Annotated in this window: 26 protein-coding genes; 16 read left to right on the top strand and 10 right to left on the bottom strand. The window is 69.4% G+C overall.

The features are described 5' to 3' along the window. The first annotated feature begins 18 nt into the window (after nucleotides 1–18). The 16 genes from C1A15_RS02105 (at nucleotide 19) to C1A15_RS02030 (ending at nucleotide 10,123) form a co-directional block, all read left to right on the top strand. On the top strand, nucleotides 19–330 hold the full coding sequence (locus C1A15_RS02105; RefSeq protein ID WP_101721044.1) for a hypothetical protein: 312 nt from the start codon (nucleotides 19–21) through the stop codon (nucleotides 328–330). Between the two features lie 53 nt (nucleotides 331–383). Further along, nucleotides 384–647, top strand: coding sequence for a hypothetical protein (locus C1A15_RS02100; protein WP_101721043.1), 264 nt, complete (start codon nucleotides 384–386; stop codon nucleotides 645–647). Nucleotides 648–710: 63 nt separating this feature from the next. Then, nucleotides 711–998 carry a LysR family transcriptional regulator gene (locus C1A15_RS02095; protein WP_180952969.1) on the top strand — a complete coding sequence of 96 codons (288 nt, stop codon included), beginning with the start codon at nucleotides 711–713 and terminating at the stop codon, nucleotides 996–998. Nucleotides 999–1,014: 16 nt separating this feature from the next. Continuing rightward, nucleotides 1,015–1,914 carry a DUF5067 domain-containing protein gene (locus C1A15_RS02090; RefSeq protein ID WP_180952968.1) on the top strand — a complete coding sequence of 300 codons (900 nt, stop codon included), beginning with the start codon at nucleotides 1,015–1,017 and terminating at the stop codon, nucleotides 1,912–1,914. A gap of 2 nt (nucleotides 1,915–1,916) precedes the next feature. Next, complete coding sequence (locus C1A15_RS02085) at nucleotides 1,917–2,510, top strand: hypothetical protein (RefSeq protein WP_101721040.1); 594 nt, start codon at nucleotides 1,917–1,919, stop codon at nucleotides 2,508–2,510. A 22-nt stretch (nucleotides 2,511–2,532) separates the two neighbouring features. Next, nucleotides 2,533–3,120, top strand: coding sequence for a hypothetical protein (locus C1A15_RS02080; RefSeq protein ID WP_101721039.1), 588 nt, complete (start codon nucleotides 2,533–2,535; stop codon nucleotides 3,118–3,120). Nucleotides 3,121–3,180: 60 nt separating this feature from the next. Beyond that, nucleotides 3,181–4,398 carry an InlB B-repeat-containing protein gene (locus C1A15_RS02075; protein ID WP_180952967.1) on the top strand — a complete coding sequence of 406 codons (1,218 nt, stop codon included), beginning with the start codon at nucleotides 3,181–3,183 and terminating at the stop codon, nucleotides 4,396–4,398. Between the two features lie 75 nt (nucleotides 4,399–4,473). Next, on the top strand, nucleotides 4,474–5,517 hold the full coding sequence (locus C1A15_RS02070; RefSeq protein ID WP_146001790.1) for a DUF5067 domain-containing protein: 1,044 nt from the start codon (nucleotides 4,474–4,476) through the stop codon (nucleotides 5,515–5,517). Between the two features lie 29 nt (nucleotides 5,518–5,546). Next, nucleotides 5,547–5,777, top strand: coding sequence for a helix-turn-helix domain-containing protein (locus tag C1A15_RS02065; protein WP_101721036.1), 231 nt, complete (start codon nucleotides 5,547–5,549; stop codon nucleotides 5,775–5,777). 4 nt (nucleotides 5,778–5,781) lie between these two features. Beyond that, nucleotides 5,782–6,057 (top strand): hypothetical protein, encoded by a 276-nt coding sequence (locus C1A15_RS02060; RefSeq protein WP_101721035.1) that lies wholly within the window; start codon nucleotides 5,782–5,784, stop codon nucleotides 6,055–6,057. 140 nt (nucleotides 6,058–6,197) lie between these two features. After that, complete coding sequence (locus tag C1A15_RS17175) at nucleotides 6,198–6,920, top strand: DUF4013 domain-containing protein (protein ID WP_101721034.1); 723 nt, start codon at nucleotides 6,198–6,200, stop codon at nucleotides 6,918–6,920. A gap of 215 nt (nucleotides 6,921–7,135) precedes the next feature. Beyond that, entirely contained in the window at nucleotides 7,136–7,408 is a 273-nt protein-coding gene (locus tag C1A15_RS17170; RefSeq protein WP_245864876.1) for a helix-turn-helix domain-containing protein, read from the top strand. Between the two features lie 409 nt (nucleotides 7,409–7,817). Then, on the top strand, nucleotides 7,818–8,192 hold the full coding sequence (locus C1A15_RS02045; RefSeq protein ID WP_101721032.1) for a helix-turn-helix domain-containing protein: 375 nt from the start codon (nucleotides 7,818–7,820) through the stop codon (nucleotides 8,190–8,192). A 131-nt stretch (nucleotides 8,193–8,323) separates the two neighbouring features. Continuing rightward, nucleotides 8,324–9,016 carry an ATP-binding cassette domain-containing protein gene (locus tag C1A15_RS02040; protein WP_101723653.1) on the top strand — a complete coding sequence of 231 codons (693 nt, stop codon included), beginning with the start codon at nucleotides 8,324–8,326 and terminating at the stop codon, nucleotides 9,014–9,016. After that, on the top strand, nucleotides 9,013–9,762 hold the full coding sequence (locus C1A15_RS02035) for an ABC transporter permease (protein ID WP_101721031.1): 750 nt from the start codon (nucleotides 9,013–9,015) through the stop codon (nucleotides 9,760–9,762). The genes C1A15_RS02040 and C1A15_RS02035 overlap by 4 nt, the downstream gene beginning before the upstream one ends. Nucleotides 9,763–9,877: 115 nt before the next feature. Further along, nucleotides 9,878–10,123, top strand: a complete 246-nt coding sequence (locus C1A15_RS02030) for a helix-turn-helix domain-containing protein (protein ID WP_101721030.1) — start codon at nucleotides 9,878–9,880, stop codon at nucleotides 10,121–10,123. Between the two features lie 164 nt (nucleotides 10,124–10,287). On the opposite strand, the gene C1A15_RS02025 is transcribed toward C1A15_RS02030, so the two are convergent. From C1A15_RS02025 to C1A15_RS17165, 10 genes are all read right to left on the bottom strand, one after another. Continuing rightward, entirely contained in the window at nucleotides 10,288–14,163 is a 3,876-nt protein-coding gene (locus tag C1A15_RS02025) for a VaFE repeat-containing surface-anchored protein (RefSeq protein ID WP_101721029.1), read from the bottom strand. Next, nucleotides 14,160–14,657, bottom strand: a complete 498-nt coding sequence (locus C1A15_RS02020) for a DNA gyrase (RefSeq protein WP_101721028.1) — start codon at nucleotides 14,655–14,657, stop codon at nucleotides 14,160–14,162. The genes C1A15_RS02025 and C1A15_RS02020 overlap by 4 nt, the downstream gene beginning before the upstream one ends. Before the next feature lie 103 nt (nucleotides 14,658–14,760). Beyond that, nucleotides 14,761–15,762, bottom strand: a complete 1,002-nt coding sequence (locus C1A15_RS02015; protein ID WP_101721027.1) for a VirB6/TrbL-like conjugal transfer protein, CD1112 family — start codon at nucleotides 15,760–15,762, stop codon at nucleotides 14,761–14,763. An 8-nt stretch (nucleotides 15,763–15,770) separates the two neighbouring features. Further along, entirely contained in the window at nucleotides 15,771–16,544 is a 774-nt protein-coding gene (locus tag C1A15_RS02010) for a hypothetical protein (protein WP_101721026.1), read from the bottom strand. 14 nt (nucleotides 16,545–16,558) lie between these two features. Continuing rightward, a complete protein-coding gene (locus tag C1A15_RS02005; RefSeq protein WP_180952965.1) occupies nucleotides 16,559–17,920 on the bottom strand; it encodes a C40 family peptidase in 1,362 nt (453 codons plus the stop codon). Nucleotides 17,921–18,320: 400 nt separating this feature from the next. After that, nucleotides 18,321–20,705 carry a VirB4-like conjugal transfer ATPase, CD1110 family gene (locus C1A15_RS02000; RefSeq protein ID WP_245865076.1) on the bottom strand — a complete coding sequence of 795 codons (2,385 nt, stop codon included), beginning with the start codon at nucleotides 20,703–20,705 and terminating at the stop codon, nucleotides 18,321–18,323. 94 nt (nucleotides 20,706–20,799) lie between these two features. Continuing rightward, on the bottom strand, nucleotides 20,800–21,210 hold the full coding sequence (locus tag C1A15_RS01995) for a PrgI family protein (RefSeq protein WP_101721025.1): 411 nt from the start codon (nucleotides 21,208–21,210) through the stop codon (nucleotides 20,800–20,802). Nucleotides 21,211–21,219: 9 nt separating this feature from the next. Then, nucleotides 21,220–21,435, bottom strand: coding sequence for a hypothetical protein (locus C1A15_RS01990; protein ID WP_101721024.1), 216 nt, complete (start codon nucleotides 21,433–21,435; stop codon nucleotides 21,220–21,222). Then, the gene (locus C1A15_RS01985; protein ID WP_101721023.1) at nucleotides 21,429–23,297 is read right to left on the bottom strand and encodes a VirD4-like conjugal transfer protein, CD1115 family; all 1,869 of its coding nucleotides are present in this window, start codon (nucleotides 23,295–23,297) and stop codon (nucleotides 21,429–21,431) included. The genes C1A15_RS01990 and C1A15_RS01985 overlap by 7 nt, the downstream gene beginning before the upstream one ends. Then, nucleotides 23,294–24,001, bottom strand: coding sequence for a hypothetical protein (locus C1A15_RS17165; RefSeq protein ID WP_245864875.1), 708 nt, complete (start codon nucleotides 23,999–24,001; stop codon nucleotides 23,294–23,296). Before C1A15_RS17165 ends, C1A15_RS01985 begins: the two co-directional genes overlap by 4 nt. Nucleotides 24,002–24,008: the final 7 nt, after the last annotated feature.

The following is a 24,008-nucleotide window of genomic DNA, read 5'->3' as shown; positions in this document are numbered from 1 at the left end:
CTCGAAGGAGGAGGAGACGTGGAGAACGAGTCGAGGCTGCTCGTCGAGCTGGAACCCGAGGAGGCCGAGGCGCCCGAGCGCGAAACGCCCGCCCCCGCGGCGGCGCCCGCGCGCATGCCGGCGGCCGCCAGGGCCGCGTTCTTCGCGCTCGGGCTGGCCCTGTCCGCGGCAGGCGTGCTCGCTTCGTGGCTCGTCGGCCGATCCAGGTCGGTCGGGGCCGCGCACGAAGCCGCCGGCGCAGCGGCGATCGGCTGCATCATGAACGCCTTCGTGCTCGCAGCGATCGCGGCATCGAGGCTGCTGTCCTGGACGGCCTCGATCCTCGCCTAGGCGCCGGCGCGCAGAGAACTGATCGGAAAAACGAAACTAAGGAGAAGAACCAAATGGAGAACGAACCTATGCAGTACCAAGTGGAGATGCCCTCCCTTTCGGGAGGGGCGAAGTTCGGCTACGGAGCGCTCGGCTTCTTCCTCATGCTCATCGGCGTGCTCGTCGCCTGGCTCGTCAACAAGGACAAGGCGCCGGCGGTCAAGAAGTCGGCCATCGTGAGCTCGGTGGTGGGCATGGCCATCGGCTTGGTGGCGTGGATCGCGTTCTACGCCGTCGTGTTCGCGGGCGTCATGGCGACCTACGGGGCGTACTTGTAGCGGATCCGCCGGAGGCGCCGCGGAAACGGCGCCCCGGCGCTTGGCAGACAAGGAGGAAGGCCGGTGAAGATAAGGCAGCTGAGGCTGTTCGCCGACGCGTGCGACGAGGGGAGCCTCTCGGGCGCCGCGAAGCGCAACAGAATGTCGGTGCAGAACGTCTCGAAGGCCGTGGGCGACCTCGAGAGGGAACTGGGCCGGCCGCTCTTCGACCGGAGCGGCAGGGGCGTCGCCCCCACCGATGCGGCGTGGGCCCTCCTGCCGTATGCGAGGATGGCGCTCAAGGCGTTCGAGCTGTGCGAGTCGTTCGGCTCCTCGCTGCGCGGGCCGGAACCGAGGCCCCGCGCCGACTAGTGAAAGGAAGCACCGCATGGCAAGAGAAAGAGCGATGACGCGGCGGTCGTTCGCCGCCCTGGCACTCGCGTCCGCGATCGCCGCGCCGGCGGCCCTCTCGGGCTGCGCGGCGGGAGGCGCGGGCCCGGAGTTCGACGTGCGCGTCGAGCGCGCGTGGACGACGGGGGGCCGCGACGGCAAGAGGATGCTCGTGCTCGACCTTGTCGTCAAGAACAACGGCGCCGAGAGCGTGCCCGCCGACTACGCGGGCTATTCCTGCGCGACCGCATCGCAGGGCGGCGCCGCACTGGCCCAAGGCTACCTGTCCTCCGAGGTGCCCGGAGCGCTGCCGACGATGGGCGGCAACCTGGCTCCTGGAGAAGAGGGGCGAGGCCAGGTCGCCTTCGAGCTCAGGGGCGACGGCCCCGCCGAGGTCGTCGTCGCGCCCGCGACGGTCGACGGCAAGTCGACCGTCGAGCTCTACCGGGAGACGCTCAATCTCTCCCGGATCGAGAAGGTGGAGTCCGAGGCGGGCTTCGACCTCGAGGTGGGCGGCGCGACGGTCGCCGACGACGGCGAGGGCAAGGACCTCGTGGTGGTGGACTTCACGTTCACGAACAACGCCGACGAGGCGCGGTCGTTCGGCAGCGCGGCCGACGTGCAGCTGTACCAGAACGACGTGGGGCTCAAGCAGGGCCACCTGCCCTACCGGCATCCCTCCTACGACGAGAAGAGGGACGGGAACAGGACGGCCAAGGTGAAGAAGGGCGCCAGCGTCGAGGTGCAGGCCGTCTGGGAGCTGCTCGACGCCGCCTCGCCGGTGGAGCTCAAGGTCGTCGACTGGGAGAGCTACGACCAGCGCACGGTGCTCGAGAAGACCATCGAGCTGGCAGGCTCTGCGAAGGCCCCGGCCGCAGACGCCGGCGCGAAGGCGTAGGGATGGCCCGCCCCGCATGCCGCCGCGCGGCCGGCGCCCTCCTCGCATGCGCGATCGCGCTCGCCTGCCTCGCCGGCTGCGCGCCGGCCGGCGCCTCCGAGCGCACGGTCGAGCAGCGCGCGGCGGCCGAGCTCGAGGAGGCCGCGAGGCTCGACGGCCCGGCCTTCGACGCCGCCGCGGCGGCGCTCTCCGCACGGGCGGGCACGGAGCGCTACGGGGTGGACGCGGCCGAGTTCTGCCGGGAGCTGCTCGCGGGCCTGTCCTTCGAGGTCCGCGGGGCGGACGTGGACGGCGCGAGGGCGACGGTCCGCGTCGACGTGACCCGCAAGTCGACGGACGGCGCCCTCCTCTCCTTCGCCGCCGCGTTCGCCGAGTACCGGGGGAGCGGCGCCTTCCTCTCGGACACGCCCGAGGAGGCCGCCGAGCGCACGGGCGAGCTGATCCTGGAGGCGGTGAGGGAGGCCCCCCTGGAGACGGTGGCCGCGGAGCTCCCCTTCGAGCTGGAGGGCGGCTCGTGGGAGCCGGCGCAAGGGTACGGGGAGGAGCTGTCGCGCGTCCTGGCGGCGCCCGGCGGGCGGAACGAACGAACAAGTTGAGACGATCGAGAAAGGCGAGGAAATGGAAGACGTGAAGAATGAGAACCCAACCAACGGAACGATCCTGGGCAGGGCGGCTCTCGCCGCCCTGGCTCTCGCGACGGCGGTCGCCTTGGGGGCCGGGCTTTCCGGCTGCGGCCAGCCGCCGGAGGAGCTGATCCGCAGCGGCGTGGAGTCCGAGCTCTCCGAGATCAAGGCCATGGAGGGCGGGGCGTGGGACGACGTCATGGAGGGCATGGCCGCGGGCTCGGCCGGCCTCGAGCAGTACGGCGTCGACGGCGAGGGGCTCGCCCGGGCGCTGCTCGAGGGCTTCGACTACCAAGTGGGAGAGGTGCAGGTGTCCGGCTCCGCCGCGACCGTCGAGGTCGAGACCACGTGCAAGTCGCTCGCGGCCGTCGGCGAGGCGTTCAACGCCAAGGTCGAGGACTATGCGGAGAGCGCGCCTGCCGAAGGGGCCGACGAGTCGACGGTGGGCAAGCTGCTCATGGAGGCGATGGCCGAGGCGCCCTTGGAGACGACGACCATAACCCTGCCCTACGCGCTGAACGGGAGCACGTGGGAGCCGGGCGCGGGATTCGAGGCCGCGCTCATGCAGATGTTCGGGATGTAGCGGTCCGGGCGACGAGGCGTTCCGCGGGAGAGAGGAAGATCGATGCAGAAGGATGCGAGCATGAGCAGGAGGTCGTTCGCGGCCCTGGGGGCGGCCGCGCTGGCCTCGGCCTGCGCGGGAGCGCTGGCGCCCCGGGGCGCGGCGTGGGCCGATCCGTCCGGGACGGCGAGCGTGGAGGCCGAGAACGGGTGCGTGAGGATCACGCACCCGGACCAACCGACGTCGTCGAACATACCGCAGGCGACGAGGGACGACCCGCCGCGCGCCTCGGTGACGGTCGGCTCGACGGCGGAGCCCTCCTGGCTGAGCGTGTCGGGCGTGCCCGCGCATCGGGACTGCGCGTTTCTGCGCGTGACCGTCTCCGACGGCGCCGGGGGCTTCGCCGAGGTCGCGCGCTACGACGAGGATGAGGGCAAGCCCTCCCTGCTGGCATGGGACTTCGATCTCGGGGCGACCGCCCTGCATTTCCGGCAGACCGAGATCGGAGGAGACGCCTTCAACCTCAAGATGAGGCTGGGCGAGCCGGTGGCGTTCCCGCTCGCCTTCCGCTACGAGTACGCCCCGGCGCCCGTCTACACGATCTCGTTCCACGCCGACAGGGGCTCGGGCAGCGAGGTCGTCGCCGTGTACGAGCGGCACTACCTGGACGAGCGCGGCGAGCCGCCCGCCGTCTCCCGGCCGGGTCACCTGCTGGTCGGCTGGCGCGACATGGACGGCCCCGCCTCCGGCCCGCCCGCGTGGTACGAGCCGACGCTGTGGATGGAGCGGGCCGACCTGGACTTCGAAGCCGTATGGGAGGCGAGGGAGTACGCGGTGTCCTACGACCTGGCCGGCGGTGCCCTGGACGGCGCCGCGACCGCGGCCGGCCGGGTCGTCGGGTTCTCCGACAAGGGGATCCTGCCCGTTTCGGGCGCCGATCCGACGAGGGAGGGCTTCGCCTTCGCGGGCTGGGCCTGGCAGGGCAGGCCGGTGGCGCCCGACGACTCGGTCGAATCGCTCGCGGGGAACGACTCCGTCGCGTCGCTCGAGCTCGTCGCGCAATGGACGGAGGCGCCTGCGGGCGACGACGTCCCGGCCGCCGGCGCGCCCTCGGGACCGGACGGCGGGCCGGATAGCGTAAAGGCGGTTGCGGGAGGGACGGGCAAGCGGCTCGCCGCCACGGGCGACTCCCCGGCCCTTCCGACGGCCCTGTCCGCGGTCGCAGCGGCCGCGGCCGCGCTCGCGGCGTCCTCGGCGCTCGGCCGGCGGGGGCCGGGAGGCGCAGCGGACGACGAGTGACGAATCCCTCCCGAGGCGAGACGCGGGGAGGGCCTCATGGCAATGCCGCTGCGAAGCGGCGGATCGGAGCGAATCATGGAAGACAGAGAGACGACGGCGGGCGGCGGCGACGTCCCGGCCTCGGTCGGTGGCGCCCAGGAGGAAGGCTGGGTTCCCGGGCCCCTCGCAGAATCCGAAGCCCGACGGGGGACGGCCCCGCCGCCACCTGTCGGGCAGCCTGCGACGGCTCCTCCGCCCTTTCCCGCCGCCCCGCCCGCGCCCCTGCCGGGCGCGGGGAAGGCGACCGCCGCGCTCGCCCTGGGCATTGCGGCCATCGTGCTGTGCGCCGCCCCCCTGCTCGGCATCGCCCTGGGCGCAGCCGCCGTCCTGGTCGCGGGGTCGTACCGGAAGCTGCTCGGCGAGGACGGCGGGGTCGATCCGAGGGCCGGGCGCGCCAAGGCGGGCCGGGTGTGCGGCTTCGTCGGCATCGGCTTGGGCGCCTTGTGGACCTTGGTCTGGGCGGCGGCGATCGCCATGGGCGCGTGGGCGGTCTCGGTCGCGGGGATCCACGAGGGTCCCGACCCGCTGGCGGAGCCCCCGGCCGCGACGCAGGGGCCTTCGACCGGGGGAGGCCCCGAAGCGGGTCCGTCTGGCGGATCTGCAGGCGGCTCGGCCGCGGACCCCGACGACGTGATCATCGCCGGCGGGGCGGACGTCTCGTCCAAGTACGTGTTCGAGGTGGACACGGCGGTCGTGGGCCTCGACGAGTACTCGGAGGCCCCGGTGGTCGTCCTCGTGGGGGATTTCACGAACGAGTCGGACGAGACGGTCTCGTTCTCCGACGCCCTCGGCGCGACCGCGTCCCAGGGCGGCCGGGAGCTCTACTCCGCCTACCTGAGGGGCGCGGACGTGTTCAACTACGAGTCCATCGCGCCCGGCGAGACCGTGCCGGTGTTCGTCGGCTGGGAGCTCGGGGACGCGGAGTCGGACGTCGAGATCGTCGTCTACGACCAGTACCACTACGCCAAGCAGGCCGTCTTCGAAGGGGCCTACACGATAGACGAGCTCTTGGCCAACACCGAGGCGCTCTCCAGCGAGCTGGAGGGCATCATCGACGAGGAGCAGGAGCTGGCCGCGTAAGCCGGCGGGCCCTCGGGGAGGAGGGGGAGATGCGCGACAAGCGCATGGCCGTGTTCGCGGCCGCATACGAGAAGGGATCCATCGCCGCCGCGGCGAGATGCCTCGGCATCCCGTACCAGGGGGCCCTCCGGCGCGTTCGCGACCTCGAGGGAGAGCTCGGCGGGGACCTGTTCGTCAGGGCGCCGTGGGGCGTCGTCCCCACCCCGCTCGGCCAGGAGGTCCGCGCCGGGCTCGACCGGGAAGCTGGAGGGGAGGGATAGCGCCGTGGAGATAGGGCTGCTCGACTACCTGGTGCTGAGGACCTCGCCGACGTTCGTCTCGAGCCTGCGGGCCGCTCCCGGCCTCTGCGCCAGCGCGATCAGGAGGATCGACGACGCCGAGGCCTTCGGGATCGACGAATGGAACGAGGCGGGCGCCTACCTGTGCCCGGGCTACGTCGCGCGCGGCGACTGCGAGTCCGCGAGGCGAGCCTTGGCCGAGGCGCTGGACCGGAACAGAATCGAGGGCGCCGACGGGCGCCGAGGAAAGGACGAGAGATGACTGAGAACGAGAACGACCCGAACGTCGGCGGAGGGCCTCGGGGCTGCCCGCCGCCTCCCCCTCCGGGATACGCCGGACAGGCTCCCTGCCCTCCGCCGGCCCCTCGGCCGGCCCAGCCGCCGGTCCCGAGCGTCCTGTCGATGGCATGGGCCGACGTGCGCGCTTCGAAAGGCTGGTTCGGCAAGGCGGCGCTGCTCGCGCTCGTCATGATGGTGCCGGTGCTGAACTTCTTCGCCGTCGGGTACCTGCTCCTGTGGGGATGCGACGCGGCGCGCGGACGGCGCGAGGCGCTCCCTCAGGGGACGTTCAGGGACGGCTCGTTCGCGCTCGGCTTCTACGTCCTCGCGATGTGCTTCATCGCGGGCGCGGTCGTGGGGCTGGTCGCCCTCGTGCCGATCCTCGGCCTGCTGGCCCTCGCGGCCATGGTGGTGCTGTACCCGCTCCTGTACGCCGCCTTCCTGCGCATCGGCCTGACCGGCCGCTTCGGGGCCGCGTTCGACTTCTCGGAGATATGGGCGCGCTTCCGGGCGGGCATGGGGCAAGCCATGCTCGCCTGGTGGGCGCCGTCGCTGATCTCGTCGGCCGCGGTCTCGGTGCTGGCCGTGCCGATCGCGCTCCTGGCGCTCATGCCGATGTTCGCGGCGGCGGGCTTCGCGGGCGCGGGGTCGGAGATGGCCGCCCCCGCCGTCCTCCTCGGGGTGGGGGCGTTCTTCCTGATCGGCGCCCTGATCGCCTACGCGGTCATGCTCCTCTCCGCCTGCATGCAGATGGTCGTGTTCCGCGCGTTCGGCCACTGGGTGGCGCGCTTCGCGCCGCACTGGACGGTTCCTGCGGCTGGGTTCGGGGAAGGAAGCCGGCAGTGAGCGTCGCCCGGACGAGGCGGTCCGTCAAGAAGCTTGCGAGCGCACCCGACGTTTTCGGGAGCCCTCGCGACCGGGCTCCCGCGCGACGAGGCGGCAAAGACGGGCTGTCCGACTGCTCGTCATGCGCGAAGCGCTTCAGATGGAAATGCGGGAATCACGGCGGCCGCGGTCCGATTCCCGCGGTTCGGCACGATTTGCCTGGCGGCGAAAGAAGGGTGTCCGAAGACGTATTCTTGCGCAATTCCGGTGACATAGCATCGATTCTGAGAAACGCGGTGCAGGAGCGCGGCATCAGCACGGCCGAGCTCGCGAGGCGCATCGGCTCGGATCGCAAGCGCCTGTGGTACGTTCTGAACGGCCAGCGCGAGATGCGGGTGGACGAGTTCCTGAAGCTCTGCGTCGCCCTCAGGCTGGATCCGTGCAGCTTCGTGACGAAGGACATGGTCGAGGGGATAGCGGCCGCCACGAAGGGCAAGAGAAAGGGGTAGCGCCCTCGCATCGCGCGAGGGCGCTGCTGGTCTCAACGCAGTTTGCCGAAAAACGCAGGCGCATTGGCTCACAGTATGCCCGACGCAAACGGATGAGTTCTGGCGACCTGCAGAGCTTTAGGGATGAATCCGAGAATCTTACGCTGAAGAAATGACCAGCAGCGAATTATGGAAGTGGCGCAGAGCGTCCTTCGTGGCTCGCTTGGCTATTGCTCGGACGGAGGCAGACAGCGACTCGTCGCATGTTCGGAAAGGCCGGTGATCTCGAAAACGGGAGTCATCGATTGGCGAAAACCCCTCGATGTCAGCCCAAGTTGACGGATTTCCAACCATGATTGGTAGATGAAACGGCCCCCTTCCCCTTAAATCGAAGAGCGTTCATACTGACATCGAAAGAAAGGACCTACGTATGAAGTTCGATGAGAGGCTTATATCTCTGAGGAAGCAAAAGGGGCTTTCCCAGGAAGAGCTCGGATACGAGTTGGGCGTGTCGCGCCAGACTGTCTCGAAGTGGGAGTCCGGCCAATCCTATCCTGATTTCCAGCGCCTCGTGCTGCTTGCGGACTACTTCGAGGTGACCCTCGACGAGCTGGTGCGCGGCCTTGACGTGCGCGACGTGCGCTCCCTCAACGAGTCGGAGAAGCAAATTTCGTCTATCTACTCCGACGTGGAAGGAGGCAAAGCAACCATGCGGAAGTACATCCGACTGCTTCTCGGCCTCGGCGCAGCTGTACTGGTGTTTTTGGCTGGTATAACGGTCTACGGCATCTTCTTCGCAAGCTAGGCCGCAATCCACCCGAGTCGGGCGGAAGCTCATTCCCTCAAACAACGAATACAACGATGCGCATTGCTGCGCCTCTAGCCCCGTGCGTTTTAAGGGAGCTTGATGCGGCAATGCGAAGACAGGAGCTCATTATGCTCTCATTGCGAAACGTGAGCCTTGCCGTAAAAGGCAAGAGGCTTCTTTCTAACATGACGTTCGATTTTGAAGATGGCAATGTATACGGGATTCTCGGCCCTAACGGTGCCGGCAAGACAACCATGCTCAAGACGATGATCGGGTTGGCCGACAACAGCGGAGAGGTGCTCTCCAACGGCCGGCCGGCTCATCCAAACGAGTTCGGCAGTCTTATCGAGTACCCAGCGTTCTACCCCCGATTGACCGCGCATGAGAACATGGTTGTCCATGCTCGATACAGAGGCATCGGCAACTCCGGCATCGAAGATGCCCTTGCCGAAGTTGGCTTATCCCAAGCTCGCGACCTCCAAGTCAAGAAGATGTCCCTGGGGATGCGCCAGCGACTGGGGATTGCGCGGGCGTGTCTCGGCTCTCCGCGTTACCTTCTGCTCGACGAGCCAACCAACGGGCTTGACCCCATGGGAATTAAAGAGGTGAGGGGTCTTCTTCAAGGGCGGTTGCGCCAACCAGGCAGATGCATCCTTGTGTCCAGTCATAACTTGCACGAAGTGGCAGCTGTAGCTGACGAGCTTGTGTTCGTGCGAGAAGGCAAGATTGCCGCCGTATCCCCGGACCTCAAGGACGCATCTGCGCTGGAGTCTCTTTACGAGCATGTGTTCAGCGATACTGCGGAGAAGGGAGTACGATGATGCGCCTCATACGCAACGAGTTCGCAAAGCTCAAGAAAGACCGGTCCATGGCATTCCTGCTCGTTCTGGCGCTCCTGCCCGTGTTGACGGGCACGGCGGGTGCCGTCATCGGCGGGAAAAGCGATGCGGCCGACGTGCTCTTCTTCGTCAACAACCAGTTTGCCATGTTTTACCCCATGGCCGTATTCATACTTGCAGGATCGCTGCTTTGCCGCGAGTGGCGGGATAAAACCTATCTGAGCTGGATCAGCTACGGAATACCGAAGAGCCGGCTTCTCTTGTCGAAAATGGCAATCTGCGCAACGATTTCTTTTGCGATGGCGGTGATCGAGCTGGTGCTCCTCGGCGCGCTCTGTGCTTTTGCATCGCCGCACGGTCTTCAAGAGGGGCTTGCTGTTTGGTGCTCTTTCGCCCCTGGCTTCATGGCGGAAGCGCTCTCCATTATCATGGTGTGCACGTGCGCTGGATTCCTGGTCGCAATCGTATCGCGCAGCTCGGTGGGGGTAAGCGCGGCGGGTGTCATGTACGGCTTCGTATCGTGCTTCTTCATCGGGTCTGAATGGGGGTTCCTTCTTCCTGGCAGCTTCGCATATCGTGTTGCCATGGCGTTCCTCGATCCTGCGACCTACTACGATGCTTCCTTGATCGCTACTGCGGGAGGGGCGACTGCAACCATAGTCTGGTGCGCCGCGCTCTTTCTCGCCGCGCTTGTCGTTTTCCGTCGCAAAAGGGGAATCGAGGAGTGAGCGCCGGACGGCGGCTTCGTATACTTCGGCGCCGCCGGATTGGAAAGTGCGCCCCATAACACCTCCTTAACCGACACCCATGAAGGCTCTGCGGATGTCAGAGGCTGGGTCTCTTATGATGAACGCTGCCAAATCGATGAGCGAAGTGCGTCTTGAGCGAGGCATGAGCGTCGCCGAGCTCGCGAGGCGCATCGGCTCGGACCGCAAGCGCCTGTGGTACGTGCTGAACGGCCAGCGCGAGATGCGGGTGGACGAATTCCTGAAGCTCTGCGTCGCCCTCAGGCTGGATCCGTGCAGCTTCGTGACGAAGGACATGGTAGAGGGGATAGCGGCCGCCACGAAGGGCAAGAGAAGGGGGTAGCTCCCTTGCATCGCGCGAGGGAGCTACCGGTGGAGAGCGGGCGTTTGATAGCGCGCCGCTAGCCCAAAGCCCGCTCGGCATCCGCTCCGACCTTCACGCAGGCGTAGCCGGTGAGGGCGCAGGCTCCCATGGCGAACCCTGCGGCGAACAGGACGAGGCCCATGCTATACCTCCTCTCCCTCTTCGACGGGAGCACCGTCCTTCTCGTCCTTCCGCTGCCTGCGACACCCCAGCGCGCCGACCGCGACGGCGCAGGCGGCCGCCCCGGCGAGGCACGCGAGCGGGATCCACGTCGCCGTGTCCCCGGTCTGGGGCATGCCGGGGCTCGGCGGGTTCTCGGCGGGAGGCTCCTCGCGGGGCGGTTCGACGAGGAGCACGCTCTGGCCCATGTCGTCGATGTCCGCATGGACCGCCACCTCCTCGCCGTCCAGCGACAGGCTCTCGAAGGCCACGACCGTGCGCCCCGCCAGCAGGGAGCCGTCGAAGGAGAACTTCACCTCGACAGAGCCGTCCGGCTCCTCGGGGACGAACCTCACGACGGACTCGAGGATCTTGCCGTCCTTCTCCAGGGGCTTCGCCTCGGCCTTGTCGACGAGGATGCCAGTGAGAACGTACTCGCGGCCCGGCTCCAGGTTCTCGTAGCGCACCTCGTCGACGATGGCCACCTCCTCGTCCGCCGCGGCCTCGTGGTCGCCGTCGTCGGCGTCGGCGGCCGTGGTCCCTATCTCGGGCTCCGGCTCGCCCAGGCGAACCGTCTGCCCCTTGTCGGATATGTCGGCGTGCTCGCACACCTTCTCGCCGTCCCGGTACAGGGCCTCGAACGCCACGACGTCGTGCCCCCGAAGGGCGCTGCCGTCGAACTCGAAGGCGACCGTGACGTGCCCGGAAGGCTCTTGCGGCACGAACTCCGCCTCGCCTTCGACGCGCTCTCCGTTCACGAGGACGGGCTCGCCCGTCGCGGCGTCCATGAGGACGCCCTTGGCGGTGTAGCTTTCGCCGGGGACGATGCCGCGGTATATCACCTGGTCCTCGATGCGCACGGTCGAGTCGGCCGAGGCCTCGTGGTCGCCGTCGGCGGCATCGGTGGCGACGGTGCCGATCTCGGGCGCCTCCTCCACCCTCACGGTCTGCCCCTCGTCGTAGATGTCGGCGTGCGCCGCGACCTCGACGCCCTCGAGCACGAGGCTCTCGAACGCCACGATCTCGCGCCCTGCCAGAGCCGACGCGTCGAAGGCGAACTCCACCTCCACCGTGCCGGAAGGCGCGATGGGCGAGAACTCCCTCTCGGACGTCACGGGCTCGCCGCCCGACTCCAGGGGCTCGCCCGTCGCCTTGTCCATGAGCGTGCCGCGCACGGTGTAGGCCTTGCCGGGCACGAGATTCGCGTAGGCAACCTTGTCCACCACATTGACGGCGCCCTCGGGCGCGAGCACATGGTCGCCGTCCGCCTTGTCGGCGGCCTCGGTCGCCAGCTTCGGCAGGGGCTGGTCGTCCACGGTGCCCAGGTCGATGTCGAGGCCCGTGGCGGTCGTGTCGCGGCTCACGTTGAAGGTGTCCGACCACAGCTCGTAGCCCTCGTTGGCCTCGCAGCGCATCTCCTCGATCGCGTACTCCCCGTAGGGGAGCGCGCCCAGCCGGTCGTCGGGCTCGGCCATGGTGCCGTCCTCGCCCAGCCCGAACCAGATCCCCGACTCCTCCACGATGTCCGCAGTGTCGATGTAGTCTTCGCCCAGAAGCTCATCGTTGGCGTTGACCACGCCCTCGCGGCTGCGCCAGTCGCTTGAGGTGCTGAGCATGCCGTTGCGGTCGGTCACGGCAACATGAGCTTCTCCCGTGGTGGAGTTGGTGATGAGGAAGGGCACGAACGCGAGCTTCCCGCCACCGATAGACCCCTTCTTCTGCAGGTGCATGTCGTGGCGCACAACCTGGTCTCGCCACAGGAGCGCGCCGCCCTCGCGGTCGGCCTTGACCACCCTGCCGCCCTCCCGCACCACGAAGGTGCGGGGCTCGCCGTCGGTGAGCAGGTAGCTGTCGTTGGTGGACGTCTCCGCGATGGTGTAGGTGCCGAAAGGCAGCGTGTCGGAGGCCGTCTGGGCGGTGTAGGCCCGCGCTTCCGGGTTCCAAGCTGTCTCGATCTCGGCGACGACGCTTCCCGTGGGGAAGTACGTGCCGCCCACCATGACGCCGTGCTCGGAGGCGTTGACGACGGTGAACCCGATGCCCGCGAGCGAGCTGCCGAGGCAGCCCTCGTCGCCGATGCTCGAATGCCCGGCGCCCCCCAGCGCCTCGCTCGCGGAAAGCTCGAGGTCGTCCTTCTGCACCTGAACGCCGCCGCGCGCCACCTCGTTGAGCATGCCGTCGCCGTACACGAGCTGGTCGAACTGGCCGTCCTCGCGGATCTCGACCACATGGCTCACGATGCCCTCGCCCGTGTAGCCCTCGGGCGCCTTCGTCTCCACGACCTCGTAGGTGCCGAAGGGAAGCGCCCGCACGCCCGTCGTCGCCGTCCAGGCGTCGAGGGAGGCGTCGTACTCGGTCGCCACGGTCATGACGGCCTCGCCGGGCTCGAACGCCTCGGATTCCTGGAACGCGCCGTCGCCGTTCGCGTCGTGCCAGACGGCCGCGGCGGATCGGTTGTACACCGTGAACTCCGCCCCCTCGAAGGTGGCGTCGCCCTGGGCGTAGTTCCAATAGGTCCCGTCCTCGTGGTCGTAGCGCTCCGCGTCGCCCTTGCCCACCATGAGGCCGCCGCGCTGCACGGCCTCGCCGAACTCGCCCGCAGGAGCGATCTCGACGACGGCCTCGCCGCCCTCGGCCATGTCCGCCGTCACGCGCAGGCGGTGGGGTTCGCGGTCGAGCAGGTAGCCGCCGGAGGCATCGAGCTCGCGAACCTCGACGTCGCCCAGGGGGATGCCCTCGAACACGACGGTCGCGCCCTGCGTGCGCCCTTGCACGGTTTCCGTGGCGCCTCCGCGCTCGTAGCTCGCCTGGTACAGCGCGCCGTCGAGCGTGGCGTCGCCTTGGGCCTGCCCCTTGCCCGTCTCCTCGTCGAACTTCACAAGGACGAGCTTCGCCGTGACGGGCGGCTCCGTCGAGGAGAAGGCGTAGCCGTTGGCCGGCGACGCCTCGTAGACGTTCGGGTCGAGCGCGTAGCCCGGGGAAGGCCTCACCTCCTTCGCATAGAACGTCTCGCGCGTGGCCCCGAGGCTGCCGGACTCTCCCGCGCCGGCCGCGTCGGTGACGATCTCGGCCACCCGGCCTCGGTCGGCTTCCGCGTCGGCCCGGGAGGAGTATACCCCGTACACCGCCCCCGCGTACGAATAGTCGGGATCGCCGGCCGCCCAGCTCTCGGAAGCCGTCTTCGCCACCTTGACCGTGGTGCTGTAGGTGAACGAGAGGATCACCTGGGTGGAGGAGCCCGTGCGGAGCATGAACGGCTCGAACGACGAGGGGACCTCGCCCGCCCGGGCGGCGATCCTGCCCGTCGCCCCGTCGTTCACGAGGCTCCCGTCGCGGCCGAAGCCGATCACGTTCCAACGCACCCACTCCCTGAAGCCCTCCGAGCAGCCGAACAGCGCGTAGTCCCCGTCGCTCGCGTAGGTGTCCGCCATGAGGATGTGCGCGAGCGCCATGTAGCGGTCGGCGCTCATGGCTCCGCCGTCGTACCATGCGCTTGGCCACAGCGACGCGTCGAAGCCGGGCGAGCCGTAGGAGAACCAGATGTCGGCGGCGAGCTCCGCCGTGCGCCCGCTCGGCGCGGAGAGCGTCTGCTTAGCGTAGGATCCGGCCTCGGGCGTATACTTCGAGGGGTTGGCGCACCAGGCGGTCTGGCCGTCCACCTCGAACCAGGTGGTGTGGTAGGAATCGTAGAGGATGTCCGCCCCGACCGAGAGCGCCGCGCCCTGCGCGGCGTCCGCCTTGCCGGGAAGCCCGAGCGCGGGCAGCATCGCCCCCAGGGCGAGCGCTGCGGCGAGGAGGACGCGCACGGCCTTGCCGGCGCCCGTTCCCTTGGACGCCGTCCCCGCAACCGCCCCGCTCATCGCGCCTCACGCCCTAAAGGGCGCCCGCCGCCGTCCCTCTCCATGTCGCCCGCGGCGTCCCTCGCCGCCTCCGCGCGCTCGGTCAGGCCGCGGTCGTCCTTGGCGTGCTCCTCCGCGTAGCGCTTGCGCGCCTCGGAGAGCGCCTCCTTGAGCTGCGCGGGGGCGACGGCGAGCGTGTCCTTCTGGCGCTTGCCGTCCTCGCCGAGGACGGGCTTGCCCTCCGCGTCGAGCACCGACTTCTGCAGGCGAACCTCGCGGTCGGCCAGAAGCGGTATGTCGCGCCAATGCTCGCCCCTGAACCTCGAGGGGTTCACGAACAGGGGGCTGAACTCGTAGCCTCCCACGTCCTTCCCGTCGACGAGCGTGCCCGAGGGGATGCGCGCGACGTTGAACGACTTCTCCTCGCCGGTCCTCTTGTCGGTGTACTTGATGCCTTCCTTCACGAACGCCTCGTGCAGCGAGATGTAGACGTTCTTCCTCTGCTCTTCGGCCATGGGCCTCTCCTTCTCTTCGCTTTCCACCGCGCCCGCCCTCCGGGGGGCGCAACCGTTTCGCGCGTTCGCCGTCACGGGCCGCGCGCCCTGCCGCCCACGCCCGTCACCCGCCCATGACCTCGCGCGCCCACGACCCGCTCTTCACGAGCGAGAGGATGAGGAGCACGCACATGGCGAGGTACTGGAGCGCATAGGACAGCCCTCCCACGATGGAGTCCACCACCGGCACGCCGGCGCTCGCCGCGTCGAGGCCCCCGAGCACGATGGGGAACGACACCAGGAGCACCAGGATGATGACGCCCGCGAGGCACACGGCGGCGAAGCTCTTCAGGTAGCCGACCCCCATCTGGCGCGTCTCGTCGAGCGACATGAGCGCGAAGGGGATGGGGCTGAACGCGGCCATGACGTAGATCTGGATGGCGCGCGCCCAGCTGACCACGAGCGCCACCACGTAGGCGACGATCACCACGAGCCAGCTCGCGAGCGCGACCACCAGCATGGCGAGCAGCGCCGCCACGTCGTCGTCGGTCGTGGCGATGGACACCTCGGAGAGGTCCAGGGGCGCGCCGCCGCCGAACAGGCCGGCAACGCGGTCGATGGCGAGCTTGACCACCTCGTAGACGGCCTGCATGAGGTCGAAGCTGTTCTGGACGAGGAACAGGAACACGGCGAAGAACACGAGCATGAACACGACCTCCTTCACGCCGGGCATGCTCGCGTTGCCGTCCATCCTCTGCGACACCTTGATGAGCTGCACGGTGAACACGAACGAGAGCATCCCGCATCCGATGGGAAGGATGGCCGCCTGCCAGACGCCGTGCACGACGTCGTACATGGTGACGTCGCCCGCGCTGCCGAGCATCTGCTCGAAGCCTGCGGAGAGCACGCCGTCGGCGCCGATGGACCTCAGCATGTCCGTCTGGCCCGCGAAGATCCAGTTGCACGTGTCGCGAAGGATCCCGCAGAGCCAGGCGTTGATGTCGCCGGCGATGTCCGCGGACGCGGGCGCGGGCGCGGCGAACAGGAGCGCGCACAGGAGCGTCGTCGCCGAGAAGGCGATCGCGAACCCGTCCTCGGCAAGGGCCTTGCGGAAGCTGGTCGTCATGCCGGCCCCTAGCCCTGGACGCTGAACGCGCCGCCCTCGTAGACCGCCGTTACGATCGTGCGCGCGGCGTCGTCGAGGTGGAAGGTGGCGCTCACGCGGCCGACTTCGACGTCGAGGTACACCTCGCCGTCGAAGTCGGCCCGGGTCGCCGAGGGGGCGTGCGCGGCGCACCATGCGGTGATCGCCTTGCCGAGGTCCTCGGACTTCCCGTCGACGAGCGTTGCGTAGGGCTCGCGGACGCCCGCGACGTCCACGGGCTCTCCGGCGGCCTTGCCTTGGACGTAGCGCCCCTCGGCGGCGAACCCGTCGGAGGCGACCTCGAGGGAGCCGTCGGCCCCTTCCAGGACGATGGTCGTCGCCTGGGCGGCGGGGCTGCCGTCGCGCACGATCCGCACGTCGAGGTAGCGCTGCCCGTCCGCCTCGCCGGCGCCGACGACGTCGAACGCGGCGAGCTTCGCCGACGAGCCGTCCGATTCGACGAACGATCCGGCGCGGAACGCCACGGTCTTCCGCGGGTCGCCCGGCGCCTGCCAGACGTTGCCCTGCAGGTCTGCGAGGATTCCCTCCTCGAGGCCGGCCTCGCCTTCCCGTTCTTCCGGGTCTGAAGGGTTTTCGGCGCCGCCCGGCTCGGCGGGCTGCTCGACGGGGGCCTCGCTCGCCTGCTCCCGCGCGGCATCCTCGGCCGCCGTGCGGGCGACCGAGCAGCGCACCGCCGTGCTCGCCACCACGATGGCCACCATGCCTATCGCCGCGGCGAGCATGACCTTGTTCTTCTTCTGCATGTCCTCTCCTCGTCTCATCGGTAGCGGACGGCGCACGTGAAGTACGCGATCCCGCTCGCGCGCCTGCACACGTCCCCGGTCTGGGGCTCGTGGATGTACTCGTCGCCGCCCGCGTAGATGGCGACGTGCCCGGGCCTCCAGAGGATGTCGCCCGGCTCGGCCTCCGACAGCGGCACGCGCCGCCCCGCGCTCGCCTGGTCCTCGGAGTAGCGGGGGATGGATATGCCCACCTGCGCGTAGCAGTACTGGGTGAGGCCGGAACAGTCCAGGCCGACCCCCGGCGTCGAGCCTCCCCAGACGTAGGGCACGCCGAGCTGGCTCTCCGCGGCCGCCACGATGGCGTCCCCATGGGCGGCGCCGCTCTCGAGGTCGGCCAGGCTCATGCCGTCGAAGCGCCGCAGGCCGTAGGCGTCCATGGCGGCCTTCAGGGAGTCGACGTATCCCGAGGAGGTGGCGTAGCCCGCGTCCTTGAGCCCTTCGGCCATCTTGTCCGAGTCGCGGGCGGCGATCGCCTCCCGGATGAGGGCGTTCTCCGAATAGCGCGCGTTCGCGAGCAGGACGCGGCTGCGGAACACGACGCACTCCCGGTGCCCCTTGAACACGGTGAAGTCGGCCATGACGCCCACCGTCTCGCCGCCGTACTCCTCGCTCGTCGCCCACGAGCTCTTGCCCGCCACCTCGGGGCAGCCGAGGAACGACGGCGCCCACTTGATGCCGAAGAGGTTCTTGTCGCGCTCGGCGAGGGCGGAGAGGCGGTCGCCTTGGCCGCTCTCGCAGACGATCTGGGCGAGCGTGCATCCCGCCGGGTGGCCGTACTCCTCCTGGCACTCGAGCGCCGCCTCCACCATCTCGTAGGTGATGTAGGGAGGCAGGCCCTCGAGCGACGCCTTCGACGCCTCGTCCGACCAGAAGCAGAACAGGGCGCTGGCGATCTGGGAGGCCGCGAGCGCCGCCAGCACGAAGCAGAGGGCTCCCGCGAGCACGCCGCCGAGGGGGCCCGCCGCCGACGCCGCCGCCGAGGCGGCCGCCCGCGCCGCGCCCTTCCGGGCGGCCGCGGCCGCGCCCTTCGCGGCGGGCTCCGCCGCGCGCTCCTGCGCCGCCCTGGCCTTGAGCCACGTTCGCCTCGATTGGATGCGCCTCGCGTCGCCCCCGTCCTTTCCGGCCTTCGGGCGCCTTCCGCTCGCGGAGGCGCGCGCCGCATGTCGGCGCGGCGGTCCGGCGATCGCCTCCGGGGACGCCCCGCCCTCGGCCCGCCATGCGGCTCGCGCCGCGCGGGCGGCCCCGCCCTCGGCCTCCCGAGGAACCCTCGCGGCCCGCGGCGGTCCGGCGAGCGCCTCCGGGGACGCCCCGCCCTCGGCCCGCCATGCGGCTCGCACCGCACGGGACGGGCCGCGGCCCGTCCCGTGCGGTGCAGGCCCTCCGTCCCCTCGAGCTCGTCGCTCTCGTCGGCCTCCCGCACCGCCGCGTCCGCGACGGCGGCCCGCAGGTTCAGGCGGCCTTGGGCGGCCGGCCCCTCGGCGCCGGGCGGCTCCGCGCCTTCTCCGACGCCGCCCCCCGCCGGGTTGCCGGCCCGCTGCGACGGGCGCCGCGCCCTCGCGCCGGCTTTTTCGGGGTCCCGGCCCGCGCAGGCCCGGCGCTCGCCGCTGCGCACGAGCCCGGCGCTCGCCGCGTCCGTCCGCCCGACGCGCGCGACGTCGGCGGCGTCCGCCGCGCCCGCCCTCGCGGCGGGGTCGTCCGCGCTCCTGGCGACCGCGGCTCTCTTCCCGTCGGGCTCCGTCACGGCCTCCCGCCTTCGCGCCGCTTCGCCCGCTCCGCGAACTCGCTCTCGCGCTTCTTCGCGGCTATCTCCTCGGGCTTGGTGTTGAACAGGTCGTAGAGCGCGCCCTTGGGGAAGTCGTCCTTCAGGGGCACGCGCGCGCCTCCGGCGATGAGCAGGCCCTCGCCGGCGCGCACGGACTCGTCGATGTAGGAGGCCTCCTGCGCGCTCATGTCCAGGAGGTCGGCCCATGCCTTGCGGTCGAGCGGCGACTGCTTGTGCAGCAGGATGAAGTCGGAGTTGAGCACCATGTTGCGCGCCTCGTCGTGCTCCAGCATGTAGACGCTGTTCTGCGTGATGCCGGTGCACACGAGGTTGAACTTGCGGCCCTCCGCCCAGAACTTGGAGAAGTACGCGATGATGGAGGGGTGCCCGAACAGCGACTGCACCTCGTCGATGTAGAGCCAGGTGGTCACGCCCCGCTCGAAGTTGTAGTACATGCGGTTGCGCACGCACTCGAGCACCGCGATGATGCCGAACGCGCGCATGTTCTCCGAGAGGTCCTTGAAGTCGATGTTGGTGACGCGCCTCTCGAAGGAGACGTTCGAGGGGTGGTTGAAGAACGACAGCGCGCCCTTGACGTAGCGCTCGTAGCGCAGCGCGATGTCGCGCGCCTCGGGCTCGGGCTGGCCCGCCAGGATGCGGTGGAAGTCCCCGAGCAGGGGCAGGCGGCCCTCGCCGGCGCACTCGGCGTAGGCGAGCTCCACGCAGCGGCTGATGATGGACTTGTCCGCCTCGGGGAGCCCCTGGGACCCCTCCGCCATGGCGGCCGAAGACAGCGCGAGGAAGGCGTCGATCTTGAACGCAGTCTGGCTCGCCGAGGACTGGTGCGCCACGTCGGAGAGGTCGAAGGGGTTCAGGTGCGTCCCCGAGTCGGGCGCGAAGCGGATGGACTCGCCGCCGTTGGCCTCCACCACCGGCGAGTACTCGCCGGCCGGGTCGAGGATGACGATCTCGTCCTGCGGGTAGGCGAGTATCGTGTTCTCGATCTCGCGCTTCACGGAGAACGACTTGCCGGATCCGGGCTTGCCGGCGACGAACCCCATGGGGCTCGCGAGGCGCTTGCGGTTGCAGAGCACGAGGTTGGACGACTGCTTGTTCTGCCCGTAGTAGCCCCCTCCCTCGTGCGCGAGCTCCTGGGTGGCGAAGGGCATCTGGATGGCGACCTGCGCGGTCGTCATCATGCGGGACACCTCCACGTGGTTGTGCCCGAGCGGCAGGATCGAGTTCAGGCCCTCGCGCTGGCGGTAGTCGAGCGCGTCCGCCTCGATGGAGTTCCGCCGCGCGGTCGCCACGATCTGCATCACCCGGTCGTCGAGCTCCTCGCGCGTCGGCGCGTAGGTGTAGGCGAGCCCCGTGTAGACGTAGAGCCGCTGGTTCTTGTTCTGCAGGTGGTCGAGCAGGTCCTCCGCCTCCTCCTTCGAGTACTTGAGCTCGCTCGGGAGGATCTGGAAGTCGTAGCCCTTCTTAACGGCGCTCATCTGCTCGTCGATGATCTCCTTGTCCATCCAGGCGATGCGCTTCTTCACGTACGCCACCGCCTTCGACTTGTCCATGGCCTGCACGTGGATGGAGACGGCCAGCGGGATGGGCAGGTCGATGACGTCGGCGAGGCATCGGTCGGTGAGCTCGCTGCCGAAGCGGTTGAGCGAGAGCACCTGGCACCACGCGCCTTCGGACTTGAAGCACGTCGCGCTGCCCTCGGGCTTGAAGTCGAGCGACGAGGGGCATACGAGGTCCTTCGACGTGAGGCCGGTCTTGGCGCCCACCGCCCCCCAGTCGAACATGAAGGGCTTGCCCGGGCGCAGGAGGCCGTGGATCGCCTCGAGGCGCTCCTCTCCCGAGAGCACGCGCGACGCGCTCCTCATCTTGGCGAGCGTGCGCTCGGCGTCGCCCCTCATGCGGGCGAGCTTGGGGACGGCCGCGTCCACGCTCGGCGCGCCGACGGAGAACGTGAGGTAGCGCTCGCGCACGAGGTTGGACACGCCCTCGCGCATCTTGTCGTTGAGTATCCGGTTGTACTCCGCCGCGTAGGCGGCCGTGTCCGGGTCGTCCGTGGCGAAGAACGACTTGCGCCCGATCTCGGAGGCGGGGACGGGCCGGTTCACGGCCGAGAGCTGCACGCAGCTCTCGGCCCCGAAGTAGTCGAAGAGCTGGCACCAGCCGGAGAAGATCGCCTGCTGGCTCTCCTCGCGCGCGGACTGGTAGCTGATGTCCTCGAACGAGATCGTCTGGCTGAAGAGCCCTTCCTCCACCTGGGCTATGCCGTCCTCGTACATGAGGTCGTAGCCGATGGCGGCGTAGACGTCCCGCGCCGCCCGGCGGCGCTTGCGCTTGCGCGCCATCTGGCCGGTGAGCTCGCGCTCCTGCTCGGCCACGCGCCGCTCGAGAGACTTCGGCCTGGCCGCCCGCGCGCGGGCCTCGCCCTTGCCGCCCTTGTCAGATGCTTTCCGGCCCACGGCGCTCGGCCCCCTTCCTCCTGGCGGCGCGCCGCGCGCGCCCGTCGACCTTCGGGCACGCCACGGGCCCCGCCGACGAGCCGGGGCGCGATCCCGTCGCGTAGACGAGCACCCCGTCCTCGAGCAGGTGGTCGGCCAGAAGCGGCAGGAACTTCTCGGCGGGAAGGCCCTTGGGCCTCCAGAACCCCATGAGCCAGAACGGCATGGAGGCCGCCATGACGGGCAGCGTCGCCGCGTCCACGGGCACGCCGAAAACGAGGTTGGACACGGCCGCCGCCGCGACCGACGAGGCGAGGCCTCCGGCGGTGCAGGCGAGCGTGCGGGCCGAGAGCTTCCCCACCACCTTCTCGATGTACTCCCCGATGTCCTTGTGGACCGATACGCTCAGCATGGGCGCCCCCTAGGCCGGGAGCCAGGACGTGTCGAGCATGCCGAAGTACACGGCCGCGGCGACGATGATCGCCCCGCCCGCGATGGTCGAGATGGCGCTCGCTATGGACGCGCCTCCCTGCTGCTCGCGTATCGCGAGGCCGAGCGACACCGCTCCCCATACGATCAGGAAGCCGCCCAGGAAGGTCACGCATCCCGAGACCAGGTTGATGATGTTGGCTAGCATTCCGCGCGTTCTCCTTCTCCTCGTTCCTTCTCCGCCCGCGCCTTCTCCGCGTACTCCCCGAAGTCGAAGGGGCTCTCGTAATCCGCCCCCGGATGGCCGGGGTAGACGGAGCGCCACCTCGGGTGCCGCGACACGTCGTACTTCCTGTCGCGCAAAGGGCTCGCTCCCGCGATGAGGACGATCGCCTCGTCGCGGGGCAGCTTCGCCACCTCGGCGGGCTGGATGAGGTCGCGCTCGACGGTGTTCCAGTTGCGGGTCGAGGATGCCTGGGCTCCCCGGCTCTCGTTCCACGTGACGGTGGTCACCGTCTCCTTGCCCACCGACTCCGCGATCTCCTTCACCGTGTCGGTGGACTTGCCGCCCAAGAACAGCGTCGTGTCGCAGCAGTCGACGATGGTCGCCGCGTCGTCCTTGTAGGCGCTTTTGAGCTGGGAGAGGGATTGCAGGCCGAAGGCCATCGAGATGTTGCGGCTGCGCACCACGGCGACCATCTTCTCCACGTCGGGGAGCTTGCCGATGTTGGCGAACTCGTCCATGAGCAGCATCACGGGGGTGGGAAGCGCGCCGCCGTAGCGCAAGAGCGCCCGCTTGCACAGGATGTTCATGGCCTGCCACATCATGATGGCGAAGAGGAACGAGTACAGCGACGAGGTGTCCGACATGATCGCGAACACGGCGCGCCGCTCGCCCTCGTCTCCCAGGCGGTCGAGCTCCATCTCGTCGAAGCGCACGAGCTCGCGCACCTGGGGTATCGCGAAGGGCTCCATGCGCGTGTTGCACGAGACGAGGATGGACTTCAAGGTCTTGCCGGCCGCGTCCTTGAACATCTTGTAATGCAGCAGGCAGAAGTCCGCGTCGATCGCGATGGGCTCGGCCACCTTGACCCAGCGGCCCGCGCCGGGGGCGTACGAAGCGCGGCGCCCGGGGTCGAACGGGGCCTCGCCTTCGGCCGCGACGTATCGCAGGCCCGTCTCGACCTCCTCGAACAGGAGGTCGAGCGGGCTTCTGTAGTCCTCGTCGGCCTCCTTGGCCTTGGCGAGCGAGAGCAGCGTGACCAGCCCCGAGAGCGACCGGTCGGCGGGCGGGCAGTGACGCACCAGGTAGCCGATGAGGGCCACGTAGAGCAGCCTCTCGGCGTTCTCCCAGAAGGGGTCGCCCGCGTGCTCCTTGTCGCCGGATGTGTTGTCGATGAGGCAGGCGACGAACTCCAGGATGTCCGCCTCGTCCTCGACGTAGGCGAGCGGGTTGTAGTGCAGCGACTTCGAGAAGTCCACCGTGTTGAACGAGAGGATCTCGTACCCGGCCGCCTCCAGCATGCTCCCGAGACGGGGGAGCGACTCGCCCTTGGGGTCGGTCACCAGGTAGTTGGCCGACATCTGCATGACGTTGGGCTCGAAGAACCCGCGCGTCTTGCCAGCGCCGGAGCCGCCCACCACCAGCACGTTGCGGTTGCGCTCGTAGCGCCGGTCGTGGTCGGGGCGGCTCATGGCCATGCCGAATCGCTCGGTGAGGACGACGTTGTTGTCGGGGTCCTTGAGGTCCATGAACCTGCGGCCCTCGCGCACGGTGCCCCAGCGCGCGCTGCCGTGCTCCTCCCCCTGGCGCTGGGCCCGCCCATGGGTGAGCGACCAGGCCCATGCGAGCCAGGGGGCGCAGGCGGCCACGAGCCCCGTCGCGAGCGCGGCAGCATCGAGCGAGAGGGGGCCGTGGCCAGCGAGATAGGCGGGAAGGCCGCGGAGGGCGGCGGAGAGGTTCCAAGCGGGGTTGCCGGGAAGCGACAGTAGGCAGCCGACGTAGGCGTCCGCCAGGGCGAAGGCCAGCGCCGAGAGGACCGCCGTCGCGACGACTCGCGCCGGCCTCATTTCGACCGCACCTCCTGGAAGCGCGGCCCGCGCTCCGCGCTGCGCGCGGTGGCGGACCTCTCGGCTTCGAGCGCGGCCGACGCCGCGCGGGCGTGCGCGGCCCTCTTCTCGAGGGGCCGGTAGTCGCGCAGCACCGGCACGCCGTACTTCTGCCAGACGGTCTTCGCGTGGGCGGGGCCCGGCTTCGCAGAGGATCCGCGCTCCGCCTCGGCCGGCCGGCGCGCCTCGATGCCGGAGGCCTCAAGGTTCTCGCCTCGCCCCTCCACCCGCTGCCTGATCGCCTCGGCGGCCTTCTCCTTGGCCGCATCGGTCTCCTTCGCCAGCTCGCCGAAGGACTGCCACACCTCGCGGGCGTCGGCGATGCGGAAGAGCAGGTACTCCTTGCCCGTCTGGGGGTCGGGGAACCACGTCGACTCGACGCCGTGGGCGCCGAGCCTGCCCTCGATGATGTCCTTGATCCCGTCGTAGTCCTCGATCCCCTGGAACTCCGCCATGTCGAGCTTCGCCCATTCGGGCGACACCTCCCGGGCGGGCAAGGCGGAGTTTCCTCCGCCCGCCTCCCGGGCCGAGCGCGTCGCGTTCTGGAACGCGCGCTGCATCCGGCTCGCCCGGTCGTACATCGCCCGCTCCCCCATGCGCTCGCCGAAGCGGGTGAAGTTGTCCAGCATCTTCTCTCCGGCCTCGTCGCCGTAGTCGCTCGCCATGGCAGCT

Origin of the sequence: Eggerthella timonensis, assembly GCF_900184265.1 — a bacterium.
Taxonomy (GTDB): Bacteria; Actinomycetota; Coriobacteriia; order Coriobacteriales; family Eggerthellaceae; genus Eggerthella; species Eggerthella timonensis.
Note: the sequence above shows the minus strand (reverse complement) of the source record. Positions and strands in the feature narration are given on the sequence as shown.